Here is a 16126-nt window from a genome sequence, read left to right on the forward strand (position 1 = left end):
GCCGCGGCATTCGTGCCGGGACAGCCGCTGCCGGCCATGATTAAAAATCCAATTCGATTGTGCTTGCGAGATGTTTACTTTTCTTTACTTTTTCACTTAATTGAATCTCTTTTAAAGGAATGGATGGGTTTCGTAAAATCGCCGAAAGGATCATGATGTAATCCTTGGCCAATACAGCAATGGTATTCTTTTTAAATAGCTTCGTGCAGTAATCAAAGCTGCCTTGTATCTCATCTTGTTCCATTACGAAGGTCAGCTGTAAATCAAACTTGGCAGCCGTGCTCGTTTGTTCATAAGGTCGGACAGCGAGAGAGTCCACCTCAATATCCGTTTGTTCCGTATTTTGGAGTACGAACATCGTATCGAATAACGGATTGCGGCTTAAATCACGTTTCACTCCCAATTTCTCAACTAATTCTTCAAAAGGATACTCTTGATGTTCATAAGCCTTCAGCATTGTTTCTTTCGTTTCCGTTATATAATCCAAAAACGTCTTCTCCGCTATTGGAGCGGTACGGATGGCTAATGTATTGACAAACATTCCGATGATATGCTGTAAATCTTCATGCATTCTTCCCGCAATAGGTGTGCCGACGACGATATCATCCTCACCGCTGTATTTAGCCAGCAGTATGGAGTAAGCCGAAAACAAAATCATATAAGCGGTTGTACCTGTCAATTCTTCCAGCTGTTTTATACCTTCGATGACAGTCTTATCGAGCGTAAAATTGTGCCGCTTCCCTTCGAAGCTTCTCACCGGCGGTCTTGCAAAATCCTTCGGCAGCTCGAATGTCGGCAGCTCTTCTTCAAATACACCGAGCCAATACTCTTCCTGCCTCTTGATTCGTTCTCTTTGTTCTTTTTGGTGTTTCCATTCAGTAAAGTCTTTGTATTGAATACGGAGCGGAGCTAATTCTTTGCCGTCATACAATTGAATCAGTTCTTCGACAAAAATATTCATGGATGCTCCGTCCGTAATGATGTGGTGCATGTCAAACATAAAAATTTGCCGGTCTTGTTCTAGTTCGATGAGTCCGGCCCGAAGTAACGGAGCCCGGCTGAGATCGAACGGCCGCACGAAGGCGCGGAAAAGTTCCTCAACCTCGTCCGATGCTGCCTTGTCCCTTTCTATAGAGAAATTTATCTCCGGCTTGATCACCTGCATCAGTTCCCCGCGGATCATTTCAAATCCGGTACGCAGTGATTCATGACGCTGAATCAGTCTTTGAAAAGCGGTTTGCAAGCGATTCATGTCGATTTTTCCTTCTAATGTAAGGATTCCCGGCATGTTGTAGCTAAGTTCGCCGCCTTCAATTTGTGTTGACAGGTAAACCATCTTCTGCACGGAGGATACAGGATAGACATCTTTTTCCTCGGCTGCCGGAATGTAATCCGGCCTGTCGGCTTCAGCTTCTGCGATAGCCTTTGCCATTTCTTCAATGGTCGGACATTGAAATACCTCTCTTAATGAAATGTTTTTGCTGAATTGCTTATGAATTTTGGCGATGAGCGTCATCCCCCGTAACGAGTGGCCGCCCAGATCGAAAAAGTTATCTTTTACGCCAATTTCTTTTACTTTCAAAACGTCTTGCCAGATGCAAACCAGCTGCTCTTCCATACTCGTCCGCGGAGCAACGTAGTCGATTCCGGTTTGCAAACCGGCTTCAGGCATCGGTAATGCTCTTCGATTGACTTTTCCATTGGAGGTTAACGGCAGTTTCTCCAGTTGGATGAAGTATGAAGGGATCATGTAGCTCGGTATTTGATCAGCAAGTTTTTCTTTCAGCTGACTGATCGGCAGTGATTGCTCCATTGTAAAGTAGGCATACAAATCGCTTTGCCCATCTGCATTTTCTCTTGCCAGAACAACTGCTTCCTGTACAGGCTCGAGACTTAGCAGAGCGGCCTCCACCTCGCCGAGTTCGATCCGGTAACCGCGGATTTTGACTTGATGGTCCATCCTCCCCGCATATTCAATATTTCCGTCGGGAAGGTAACGGGCCAGATCGCCTGTTTTATACATCCGTTGCTTCTTGTCATATGGGTGCGGAACAAATGCTTCGAGCGTCAAAGGCTCTCTGTTATGATAACCGCGGGCTAAGCTGACTCCTGAGATACAAAGTTCACCGACGATTCCGACAGGCTGAAGGGTTCCCGATTCATTCAAAATGAAAATCTCCGTATTTGAAATCGGTTTGCCGATCGGCTGAAGTTCCTGATCTGTATCCGGGTCAACGGTATACATGGTCACGACATGCGTCTCCGACGGACCGTAATGATTATGCAATGTAACATGGTGGCGTACCAGCATGTCTCGCAGCATCCTTGTTACGATGAGCTGTTCTCCCGCAGCGATGATGTGATCCACGCACTCGGCAAACGGTTCGAAATAGTGTTTCTCCGAGGCAAGGAGCTTCAGGAACGCAGTCGGAAGAAATGCGGTTTGGATTCTGTGCATTTTGACAAAATCGTTGAGCTGGCGTATGTCCCGTTTTGCCTCATTGCTGATGATATAGAGTGTTCCTCCGCTTGAAAGCGCGGAGAAGATTTCTTGATAGCAAACATCAAAGCTCATTGCAGCAAATTGCAGCACCCTGTCAAAGCGCAGCTGCGTATGGTCCTCTTCATAAGCGAGCAGATTCGTCATGGTCTTGTGCTCCAGCTGAACTCCTTTTGGTTTCCCTGTTGTGCCTGACGTGTAAATGATGTACATTACATCATTCTCCGAATAGGAAAGATTAAGATTGTCCGCTTCGCCTTGATATAATAACGGATCGTCAAGCAAAAGCACTTCCCCTTCAAAGAGCGGCGGAATGGTGTGGCCCGCACCAGTCAAAAGCACTCCGGCGCCGCTGTCTTTCAGCATAAACGCCCGCCGTTCATCAGGAAGTTCCGGATCGATAGGAAGAAATGCTGCGCCGGCCTTTAATATGGCTAAAATGCCGATCATCATATTTGCTGAGCGATCCGTGAGAACGGCCACCACCTGATCAGTGCGTGCACCTTTATCTTGAAGGACGCGCGCCAGCTGATTGGAACGTTCATTCAGCTGGCGATAAGTCAGTGCCTGATTTCCAAACAGGACGGCTTCATGGTCTGGGTTAAGCTCAGCCTGCTGCTCAAAAAGCTGATGAACCGTTGTCGGAATTCGTTTATCTGCGGTATCGTTAAAGAGTTTCTGAATTTCACTATTCTCTTTTCGAGTCATCATATTTAACCTAGCCAGTTCGGCTTCAGGCTGTTTGATAATCGAATCAATCAGCTGTACAAAATGCCCCATCATACGTTCGATCGTTTCCGGTTTAAACAGAGACGTCAAGTATTCCATCGTAAAATGAATACCCGACTCTTCTTCCACAGCCGTTAAGGTTAAATCAAATTTCGCCATCGTATGTTCGTTTGGATATGGTTTAAAAGATACGTCTTTTATCTCTAACTGTTCCTGCTCCGTGTTTTGAAGCACAAACATGGTGTCGAACAACGGATTACGGCTTAAATCTCTGGCGATATTCAGTTGATCGATCAGTGCTTCAAACGGGTAATCTTGATGCTCATAGGCTTTTAGTGCATTCTCCTTCACTTCGGACAGATACTGAGTGAACGTCTTCCCTTTTTCTGGGTAATTTCTCATTGCCAGTGTATTGACAAACATTCCGATAATGGGTTCCAAATCCGCATGCGGTCTTCCCGCTATAGGACTGCCGACAATAATGTCTTCCTGGCCGCTGTATTTTGAAAGCAATAATGTATAAGACGCAAGGAGCACCATATATAAAGTAGATTCGGTTTGGGATGCCAGCTGCTTCAACCCGGCGCTTTTTTGCTTATCCAGCGTAAAATGCATCGTGGCTCCCGCAAAACCCCTTGCCGACGGCCGTATATAATCGGTCGGCAGATGAAGGACAGGAACGTCGCCGCTGTACAGCTCTGACCAATAGGCTTCTTGATTTTGCATCTCCTTTAATCTCGCTTCTCCGGTCTGCCATACTGCGTAGTCCTTGTACTGGATGCGCAGAGGCGGTAATGTCTCTCCTTCATAAATCCGGATAAATTCTTTGATCAATACGTTCATGGATGTTCCGTCAGAAATAATGTGATGCATATCAAACATCAGAATTCCGCGATCTGGTTGAAGTTCGATCAGCCCCACGCGAAGCAGCGGCGGCTCCTCGAGGTGAAACGGACGGATAAATTGGCGGATATAAAGATCCGCATCATTTTCTTCCGCCTGATACCACTCTGCTTCGAACGCTGCGTGATCCAAGACATACTGGACAGGTTCTCCGCCGGCCATTTTAAAACCGGTACGCAAAGATTCATGACGCTGAATCAGTGTGAGGAAGGCTTGTTGCAGCTTTTCACGATCAATCGTTCCTTCGACAGCCATCAGGCCCAGCATGTTATAACTGAGTTCTCCTCCTTCCAGAGAATTGAGAATGTACAACCGTTTTTGTGCTGAGGATACCGGATAATAAGGTCTTTTTTCAATTGCAGGAATAGCGGCATATCCGGTTGACTCCGTTTCTGTGATCATCCGCGCGAGCTGTTCAATGGTTGGAAAAAGGAACACGTCCCGCAAAGGAATTTGGACATGCATTTGCTTTTGTATTTTTGCTAGCAGCGCCGTTGCACGCAGGGAGTGTCCGCCGATATCAAAAAAGTTATCTCGAATCCCCACCTGCTCTAACCCGAGAACATCCTGCCAAATTGCCGTCAGCTGAATTTCTGCAGAAGTCCGCGGCGGCACATATTCTATGCCCCTGTCCCGCTTGTTGACCGGAGCCGGTAATAACTGACGGTTCAGCTTCCCGTTTGGCGTAAGCGGCATTTGATCCAGCTGCACAAAATAAGCCGGTATCATATATCCCGGTAAATGCCGGGCCATATTTTCGCGAAGTTCATTGATCTGTATTGGCTTGTCCGCAGAATAGTATCCGCACAGGTAATATTCTTCATCTGCATCTTCAAGGGCGATTACGGCGGCTTCTTGAATATCAGGAATGGTCAGCATCACCGATTCGATTTCACCGAGTTCAATCCGAAAACCGTGAATTTTCACCTGATGGTCAATCCGGCCGATAAATTCAATATTTCCATCCGGCAGAAGGCGGGCCAGATCACCGGTTCTGTACATTCGGTCTGTCGGGACAAACGGATCGGCAGCAAATTTTTCATTCGTTAGTTCCGGCAGGTTCAAGTAACCCCGCCCGACACCGTCCCCTGCAATATACAGCTCGCCTTGGACGCCCGCCGGTTGCAGCCGTTTTTTTGAATCAAGAATGTACATGCGGTTGCTGCCTAACGGCTTGCCTATAGGGACATGAATTTGACTGCGTATCCAAGCATCTGCAGAACATTCAATGTGGAACAGGGACGCGTCTACGCAAGTTTCTGTAGGCCCATATACATTGGTAATCCTTGGCGCAGCGCCATGGTCGCCGAATAATCGCATGAATTTATTTACCGTCATCTTGGAAAGAGCCTCTCCGCCGATTAAAAGGTGTTGAAGCGGGACTCCCTGCAAATCACCTGCAGCTATTAAGAGCTTTAAATGGGCAGGTGTTCCGTCGGTAATATCAATGCAATGCTCCCGATAGTAACGACATAATGCAGTACCGTCTGACACGACCTCTTTCGGAACAATAAACAAGGTATGTCCTAACAGCAAAGAAGCATATATTTGCTGAACAGAAGCATCGAAGTAATAGGGAGCGAGCATGGCTACATTCAGCTCCCCCTTATGAGCAGAGTAAACTTGGCGGCTCAGCCCTTCAATCAGGTGAATGACTTGGCGATGTTCAATTAACGTGCCTTTAGGCTTTCCAGTCGTGCCGGAAGTATAAATGGCATAGGCCAGTTGAGTCGACTGATGAGAGAGCGCAAGGTCGTTTCCTTCTTCGTGGCAGGCATGCTCCTCCAAGAGATCGATACATGTCCGCGGGCAGCCGATGTTATCCTGCAGTTTTCCGCGATAAAGCAATACGCTGATGCCTGAATCACTTAAAATATAACGGATGCGTTCAGGCGGAGAATCGGGATCTATCGGCAGATATGCGCCGCCCGCTTTTAACACTCCTAAGATGCCTACAATCATCTCCAGCGAGCGTTCAGTCATAATGCCGACAAGCTGATCCGCCCGCACACCTTTCGCCTGCAAGGTTCGCGCAAGCTGATTGGCACGCCTGTTTAATTCTTCGTAGGTTAGTTGCTTACCCTCGTATACAACGGCCGCTTGGTTCGGCGTACGGTGCGCCTGTTCCTCGAACATCTCATGAATCGTTTGTTCAAGGGAGTATTGCATGCCGCCAGATTGAAAATCGCTGAGCAGTTGTTCTTTTTCTTGCTGAGAGAGAAGCTCCAAATCTTCTATTTTGACAGACGGCTGCTGCAATACTTGCTGCATGAGCTGTTCAAAATGTCCGCGAAGCCGCTCCACATCAGATTTTTCATATTCGTTTTCGTTAAAACCGAAATGAACGGCCAGCTGTTCGCCAGGAATGACAACCACATTCAAATCATAGTGGGAGTGTTCCTGCATATGAAAGTTCGTGATGTTCAGCTCTGTATCATGATGGCCAGCCTCTTCGACCTGCTCCCCTATCGGATAGTTTTCAAAGATCATGATATGGTCAATCAGGTTTTGCTTTTGATCCGTTTGTGTCTGAATTTCATATAAAGGATAGGTATCGTATGCTTGGGAAGCCAATGCCTTTTGTTGAACCATTTGCATCGTGTCGGTAAAAGAGCTGTCCTCATCACAGCGGATGCGGACCGGAATGGTATTGATGAACAGGCCGATCATCTGTTCCACCCCAGGAATTTCCGCCGGTCTTCCGGACACGACGCTGCCAAAGACAACGTCTGGGGAACCGCTGTATTTCTGTAATAAAATTCCCCACACCGTTTGGATCAGTGAATGTAATGTAACTTGATGCTGATTTGAGATCTGCTGCAGCCGTTTTGTCTGTTCTCGGTCTAATTCGCAGATCACATTGGCATAGGCATAGTCTTTTTGTTCATGCTGTGTTCTTTTATGAAGAAGCCTGGTTTCACCTTTATAACCGTCAAGATACTCGCTCCAGTACCGTTTGGCCTCTCTGTGATCTTGTAGGTCAAGCCATTCGATATAGTCGCTGTAAGGAGCTGCAGATGAAAGGTCTGTTTCCCTGCCTTCTTGCAAGGCTCTATAATGCTCAAACACTTCCTTCGTGATAAGAGACAGGCACCAGCCGTCCATAACAATATGATGAAAGCTCCAAATCAAATGATATTTGCGGTCTTCCATACGGAAAATCGCTATGCGCATCAGCGGACCCCGAGCCAAGTCAAATCCTTTTTCCTTGTCTTCTCTTTGATAGGCTGCGATTTCATCCTCGCGGTGGTACTCCTCTTTGTCGCGCAAATCTGCAAAATGAATCTGCGGTTTTTGCGTTTTATAGACAATTTGTAAAGGAGTATCGTTCCAGCCGCTGTAAAAACGGGTTCTGAGCACGGCGTATTTTTCAAATAATCGTTCCAGGCTTGCTTTAAACCAATCAATCTTTAACTCTCCCTGTAAATCGAACGATGCTTGTTCGAAATAAGAATGCGAGTCCTCATCCAGCAAGCTGTGGAAGAGCATTCCTTTCTGCATCGGAGTGAGCGGATAAACGTTTTCAATCTCACCTGCATGCGGCAGTTGAATGAGGAGCTGATCCAATTCGTCAATGGACATGCCTTTTAACAAAATATCGCTTGGCGTCAGTTCCGATTGTTCTTTCTGCACGCAATGCGTAATAATTGTCCGCAGGCAGCTTTGAATCGTTTCCGCTAACCGCTTGATCGTTTCTCTTGCGTACTGTTTGCTGCTGTAGCTGATCGTAAGCGTCAGCCGGCCGTCGGTTATCATTCCGTTTATATTCAATACATATGGTCTGGCTTGATTCCCGCTTGAGTCTGAACCGCAGGAGTAAGAAGATAATTGAACCCTATGCTGCTGCAAATCTTGGTCAAACTGCCCCAGGTAGTTAAAACTAATCTCCGGATTCAGTTTTGATGGCATCCCGCCGCTTAAGTACCTTGCTATCCCATATCCGATCCCTTTATCCGGAATTTGGCGCAGCCCTTCTTTGGTCATCTTGATATAATCAGAGATTTCTTTGCCTGGCTGCGCGTGAAGCACAACCGGATACAGGCTTGTAAACCATCCAACCGTGCGGGAGATATCCATATCTTGAAAAATCTGTTCTCTTCCGTGTCCCTCTAAATGAATCGGAATGTGTTCAAGTCCTGACCAGTGTGATATGGAAAGACCAAGGGAAGTTAAAAGCAAATCGTTTATTTCAGTGTTATAGGCGCGATTCGCTTGTTTTAATAACAGCTCCGTTTCCTCTTTAGTCCATTCCACAGCTGCCGTTTCACTGTCTTTTGCAGTAGTCTGTGTTTCATGAAAATCTGTAGGCAGCGGTTTTACTTCGGTTTGTTCGATCTTTGTCCAATACTCCTGTTCTTGTTTTATCGTTTCACTTTGCGCATATTCTGAAAGTCTCTTGGCCCATAATTGGAAAGAGTCTGTTTTTTGCGGCAGTTGAACCACTTGCCCGTTCTCAGCTTGCCTGTAGCCGCTGACGATATCCTCCAATAAAATGCGCCATGAAACCCCGTCTACAATCAAATGATGAATGGCAATCAGTAAATGATCTCCATCTGCACATTGAAACAGCCCGGCTTTCATTAACGGCCCGTCACTTAAACGCATACTGCCTTGTATCTCGTCAGCCTTGGCCTCAATTATCTGCCCCGGGTCGGACTCTGCTTTCAGATTCAGGACTTCAAGGTGGTACAGCCTGCTTTGGCCGATCTCTGCATTTTGTGCCTCGTATCCTTTTTCTGTCTGCCGGAACGTCATGCGAAGCGCGTCGTGATGTTCAGCGAGCTTTTGCAGGGTTTGACGAAGCGGCGTTTCCTGAAAACCTTCCGGCGCAAACAGCATGACGGCTTGATTATAATAATGCGGATCTACCGTTATGTGATCAAAGAACCAATGCTGAATAGGAGTCAGGCTGACTTTTCCTTTGACTTCACCCTGATCGGCTATACGTACATTCTGCTTGATATGCGGACTCAATTCGGCAATCGTTGCATATTGAAACAAGTCTTTGATTTCCATTTTGTATCCGCTCTGTTTTAATCTGGATGACACTTGAATTGATTTAATCGAATCTCCGCCGAGATCAAAGAAATTATCCAGAATACCGACGTTCTCTGCGCCTAATACCGATTCCCAGACGGAAACTAATATTTCTTCCGCTTTCGTTCGGGGAGCCTTATACTCTGCTCTGTCCTGCAGCCCGAAATCCGGAGCCGGCAGCCCTTTTCTGTTTATTTTTCCGTTGGAGGTTAAAGGCATTTCATCCATCTCGATAAAATAAGCCGGAATCATATAACTTGCCAGGGTTTGAGACAATTGTTTTCGAAGCTTGGATACCGTTATTTGTCCGCAGCTCACGTAATATGCACACAATTGTTTGAACCCGTGGACATCTTCTCTGGCTGTCACGACCGCTTCTTTGATTGCTTCTTCTTGGTGCAGTGCCGCCTCGATTTCTCCTAATTCGATACGATAGCCTCTGATTTTTACTTGTTCATCTATTCTCCCCGTATATTCGATGTTTCCGTCGGCCAGCCACTTCGCCAAATCTCCGGTCTTATACATCTTGGCTCCGGGTTCAAACGGGTCATCGACAAATTTCTCTGCCGTTAATTCCGGCCGGTTTAAATATCCTCTTGCCACGCCGGCGCCGCTGATATAGATTTCCCCAGGGACACCGACCGGCACGGGTTTCCTATTCTCATCAAGGACATAAATGCTCATGTTTGCTGCAGCGGTTCCGATCGGTACCGATTCCCGCCTGTCCTTTACGGCATCGTAACGGTAAATCATGCAGCCGACAACGGTTTCAGTCGGCCCGTACTCATTGCATATTTCAATCCGGCCTTCGAACTGTTCATGAATACTTTGGGCTAACCGGGTGCTTAGATTCTCCCCGCCCACAATCATTCTTCGGACAGCCGTTTTATCGGCGAGGTTCATTTCTTTTAAAACCTGCAAATGGGCCGGGGTCAATTTAATGATATCCACCCTCGGGTCCTGCACAATTGATGCAATCAGTGCTGTTTTATCCTCACCGTCGTAGACGATGATCGTATTGCCCGTGACTAGCGGTGTGAAGATAGAAGTCACCGTCAGATCAAAAGAGATTGACGAATACAACGGGAAGTTGGTTTTCTCGCCTTTTACATAAACCTCTTTCGCCCACCAAATATAATTGGCCAAGCCCCGGTGCTCGATTAATACGCCTTTCGGCCGGCCTGTGGAACCTGACGTATAAATGACATACGCCAAATGGCTCGCATCACTTAGCGGTTCAAGGTCAGCGTCATCTTGGTGATACGAACTTTCATCATCCAGTAAAACCGTGACGCCTTCGCAGGAGAGCTGCTCCCTGACATCCCGCTGCATCAAAATGATTTCGGCTTGAGAGTCATCCAGCATATACCGAATTCGGTCTTGCGGATATTCCGGATCGATAGGGACGTAGGCTCCGCCTGATTTTAAAACGGCAAGGATTCCGACCACCGATTCGATACTGTTTCGGCTGATGACAGCCACAGGATGATCCGCCTGCACGCCCTTCGCTCTTAACGTTCTCGCCAATTGGTTTGCCCGCTTATTGAGCTCTCCGTACGTGAGCTGCCTGTCCTTATCGATCACGGCCGCTTGATCGGGCGTGCGCTGTGATTGCTCTTCAAATAATTGATAAACCGGTATTTGCGGAAATGGCGCAGACGTGTCGTTAAGCGTATGAAGAAGGGTTCTTTTTTCACCTTCCGTTAACAATTCCACTTGCTCCACCAGGATATCCGCATCTGTCACGACTTGATGCAAAATTTGCATGAAATGCTCCCGAATCCGTTCTATACTTGATCGATCATACACATTGGCGTTGTATTCAAAATAGATGTTCATCGCGTCACCCGGTATAACGGTCAAATTAAAATCATAGTTCGTCTGTTCTTCCATTTGCACGTTGGAAATGGTGATGGATGATCCGTTTTGCCGGCCTATGCTTTCCATATACTGATCAACGGGATAATTTTCGAATATCATTAAATGTGTAATTAAATCTTGCTTTTGCGTTGTCCGCGCCTGAATATCGTACAACGGGTGCGTCTCAAATTTTTGCGACGCTACTGCCCTTTCCTGCGCCTCTTTCATAAGCTCGGCAAACGTTGTTCCGGCTTCACATCGGATTCGGACGGGAATGGTGTTAATGAATAAGCCGATCATGGTTTCCACGTTTGGAATTCCAGCCGGTCTTCCGGAAACGACACTTCCAAAAACAACGTCTTTACTCCGGTTATATTTCTGCAGCAGAACCGCCCAAGCCGTCTGCAGCAGCGTATTCAGCGTGACGTGGCGCTTGCCGGCCGTCTGCTTCATTTTCAAAGTGAGATCAGAGCTTATTTCACACGTCACTTTCTCGAGAATGTATCGTTCATCCGCCGAATGGTGATCCTTGGGAAGGCCGGTTTGCTCTTCATATCCCTCTAAATACTGATCCCAATAACGCATGGCCTCTTCTGCATCTTGCCGGCCGAGCCATTCAATGAATCGACTGTAGGGAGTAATTGACGATTGCTCAGGCTGCTTTTGCTGAAGCAAAGCAAAGTAATGTTCGAATATTTCTTTTGTGATCAGCGGCAGGCACCAGCCGTCCATCAAAATATGGTGAAAACTCCATATAAAACGGTATGCCGTATCATCCGTACGAAGAATGAGTAACCGCATTAACTCGCCTTTCTCTAAGTCGAACCCCTGTAACTTATCTTCTCTGGCGTATTTCTGAATCATCTCTTCTTTTTGTGATTTTTTCATCTCACGTAAGTCAATGAATTGAAAACCGATCTTTTTCGTTTTTAAGATGATTTGCAGCGGCTGATCTTTCCAGCCTCTGTAAAAGTTCGTGCGAAAAATATCGTATTTTTGCGATAAGCCGTCCAAGCTTTTCGAAAATGAATCAATATCCAGATCTCCATGCAGATCAAACATCGTTTGCTGAAAATAAGCGCCTGAACTCGGGGCAAACAAGCTGTGAAACAGCATACCCTTCTGCATCGGTGTTAGCGGATAAATATTTTCCGCTTCGCCCAATTCACGTGTCTGCTCCAAAAGTTGTTCCAGTTCATCTATTGTGATGTTCTTTAACAGGATGTCACTCGGCGTCAGGGAAGTCTGCTGCCGGCTTACGCAATGCGCAATGACTTCTTGCAGACTTTCTTTCAAACTTCGGGCAAATTGCGCCATAGTCGATTTTTCGTATTGTTTGCTGCTGTAGCTCAGTGTCAGCGATAATTTCCCTTCAGCTATCATGCCGCTTACATCAAGCACGGCCAGTCTCTCTTGGTTTTCATTCATCGATAACCCAGTGGAAAAAGGCGATATGCGCAAAGCTTGATGCTTCAGATTTTGGTCAAATTGCCCTAAGTAATTAAACGATATTTCCGGATTCAGCTGAAGGGTTTCCGCTTCCGGACGCCCGGATACATATTTAATGATGCTGTAATTCATTCCTTTATCAGGGATACGGCGCAGCCCTTCCTTCACGGCCTTAATTCGCTGTGACAGGTCTTTGCCGGCTTCCATCCTCAGTACGACAGGGTACTGGCTTGTAAACCATCCTATCGTCCGGGAAATATCCGCATCCGGAATAATCGGTTCTCTCCCGTGGCCTTCCAAATTTACGACAATGTCTTCCATGCCAGTCCACCTGTGAACGGCGAGTCCTAATGAAGTCAGCAGCAGATCATTGATTTCCGTGTTGTATGCGCGGTTCGCTTGTTTTAATAATTGCTCTGTTTCCTCTTTTGTCCATTGAATCGTCAATTCTTCGCTGTCTCTTAATAACGAACCTTCGCTTATTTTGTCCTTAGGCAATGGCTGCGGCTTCGTGCTTGAAAGCTCGGACCAATAGGCAATCTCCTGCTCCAAGTCGGTTTCCTTCGCATATTTGGACAATTGATCAGCCCAGAATGGAAAGGAGTCTGTTTTTTGCGGAAGGCGGATCGTTTGCCCTTGCTCTGCCTGCTCATAACCGCTTGCAAAATCCTCAAGTAAAATTCGCCATGATACCCCGTCAATCACCAAGTGGTGAATCGCAATCAGCAAATGATCTCCGTCCGGACATTGGAACAAACCAAGCTTCATTAAAGGCCCCTGCTCTAATACCATGCTGCTTTGAATCTCATTCGCTTTTTCGGCAATTGCTTGAGCCGGATCTGTTACCTCTTTATAATTCAACACTTCCAGATGGTATAATTCATGTTCATCCGTTCCTGTGATTCGCGCGGTGTATCCATTCGGCGTTTCTTCAAAAATCATCCTTAAGGCATCGTGATGCGATGCGATGCTTTCCATCGTCCGGCGAAGCGGATCCTCTTTAAAGCCTTCCGCCGAATATAACATGACGGCCTGATTGTAATGGTGTGCATGCGGCATTTTTTGCTCAAAAAACCAATGCTGAATCGGAGTCAGATTTGTCCTGCCGCTCACTTCCCCTTGATCGGCCATTCTGCTGACCGGCACTACAAACGGACTTAGTTCAGCAATCGCGGGATATTTAAACAAATTGTTCATATCAACCTTGTATCCGGCTTGATACAATCTGGAAGACACCTGAATTGATTTAATCGAATCTCCGCCAAAATCAAAGAAATTATCCAGAATTCCTATACGTTCTGCCCCCAATACTTCCTGCCAGATAGACACCAGCAGTTCTTCTGTTGTGTTTCGCGGGGCTATGTATTCATTTTCCGTCCGCGTTTTTTCTTCGGCAGCAGGCAAAGCTTTCAAATCAATCTTTCCATTGGAAGTGAGCGGTATGTGTTCCAAATGGATAAAGTAAGAGGGAATCATATAATCCGGCAGTTTACGGGATAATTCGTCTCTGAACTGCGCGGCGGTCAAAGAAGGCTCGCCGACATAATAGGCATACAATTGCCTGGCTCCGTCTTCGTCTTCCCGCGCAACGACTGCAGCTTCACGAACGTTCTCCAGATTGAACATGGCTGCCTCTGCCTCGCCGATCTCAATCCGGTAGCCGCGAATTTTCACTTGGTGATCAATTCGTCCTAAATATTCGATCCTTCCATCTGGCAGCCATCTTGCGAGATCACCCGTTTTGTACATCTTTTGAGCGGGGAGATGCAAATGCTGAACAAACTTTTCCTCCGTCAATTCAGGCCGATTGAGGTAGCCGCGGGCCACTCCCGCTCCTCCGACATACAGCTCTCCCGGTACGCCGATCGGCTGGATTTGCTGGTGCGCTCCTAAAATATAGGCTTGATGGTTAGCCACCGGTTTGCCGATTGTGATCTGTTCATCAGCGGACTGAACAGGGTGAAACGTAGAAACCACGCTATTTTCTGTCGGTCCGTATTCATTATTGATTCGAATATGAGGCTGCAGAGAATACAGCTTCTCAACTGTATCTGTTTCCAGCTGCTCTCCGCCTACAACAACATGCTGGACATCAATGAAGTCCTCTGCGTTCATCTGTTCGATCATCGTTTTCAGAAGACGGGGAGAAGTTGAGAAATGTGTAATTCTCTCCTGTTTCATGACATTTTGAATGGCGAAAAGGTCTTTATTCTCTTCATTCGGCAAAAGATGCAAGGTTGCCCCCGAAATAAGCGGGCCGAAGAAATTTAAAATAAATGCATCAAAAACATAGGGGTACAAGACAAGCACACGGTCCTTGGCAGAATGCTTAAAAAACGCCTTCTTCCACTGCAGCGAGTTCGCAATGCCGCCGTGTTCAACCATAACCCCTTTCGGCTTTCCTGTTGTGCCTGAAGTATAGATGACATAGGCTAAATGGCTGTGTTCGGCTATAGGTGATAACAATGAGCAATCGGCATGGTAAGATGTTTCATCATTCAGATCAATCGTCGGACCGTCAAAGGTGAGGCTGTTTTTAAAATGATGCTGTACAAGGAGAACATCTGCATTCGCATCATGAAGCAAATATTGAAGCCGCTCATTTGGATATTCAGGGTCCAGGGGCACATAAGCGCCCCCCGCTTTCCAAACGGCTATAATAGACACGATCATCTCCAATGAACGATCAGCCAGAATAGCGACCAACGAATCGGCTTGAACCCCGCAGTTGCGCAATGTTCTTGCCAAACGGTTGGCTCTTTCATTCAATTCTCTGTACGTCAAATGGCAGTTTTTAAACTTCACGGCTGGATGCTCGGGCGTTCTTTCTGCCTGCTCTTCAAATAATTGATAAACGGTTCTGCTCCCGGAGTAATCTGCGCCGGTGTCATTGAAATCAAACAATAGTTTCTGTTTTTCCGTCTCGGGTATCATTTCTGCCGTATGGATTGCAGTTTGAGGCTGAAACAAGATCACGGACAGCAGCTGATCCAAATGGGCTGCAATTTGATCCATATAGCGCTCATCGTACAGATTGCCGTTATAAAAAAGCTTCAAGTGAACCCCGTTGTTCTCCATATCAAAGTGAAACAGCGTATCGGTTGCAGCGTCTTCCTTAAATTTTAAGGAATGAATTTCGTTAAGCGAAACGACGGTATGAATGAACGGAATATGCTCATCATTGTATTGCACGTTTAGATTCTGAACCATTTTCCGGAACGGCAGGTTTTGATTTTTCAGCGAATCATTAACGGCTTCTTTCAGTTGCTGGAATACGCTTTTGAACGTGCTTTCGCTTGTAAGCGTATTTTTTAAGAGGACGATGGTATTAACGGCTGACTGGCTGCTTTTTTGCTTCGATACCGTTGGAATGCCGAGAATCAAACTCGCTCGATCCGTATATTTATACAGCAAGCATTCAATACCAGCCAATAAAATCAAATAGGCTGCCATTTCGGAATGATTCGCCATTGTCATGATTCTCTGAGATACTTCCGGAGATAAGGAACGGCAGATGCATTTTTCCTGATAGCCGATACGGGCCAATGACGCATTATCCTCTGCTTTGAAGTAAGGGAATACGCTTAGGCCGTCATCTTCATCAAACAGGTTATCCCAGTACGTTTCTTGATTTCTAAATACCGACAT

Annotated in this window: 1 protein-coding gene; it reads right to left on the bottom strand. The window is 46.5% G+C overall.

The features are described 5' to 3' along the window. Positions 1–40: 40 nt before the first annotated feature. Positions 41–16126, bottom strand: coding sequence for a non-ribosomal peptide synthase/polyketide synthase (locus BAMF_RS30220; protein WP_013352449.1), 16086 nt, complete (start codon positions 16124–16126; stop codon positions 41–43).

The sequence above is a fragment of the Bacillus amyloliquefaciens DSM 7 = ATCC 23350 genome (assembly GCF_000196735.1).
Taxonomy (GTDB): Bacteria; Bacillota; Bacilli; order Bacillales; family Bacillaceae; genus Bacillus; species Bacillus amyloliquefaciens.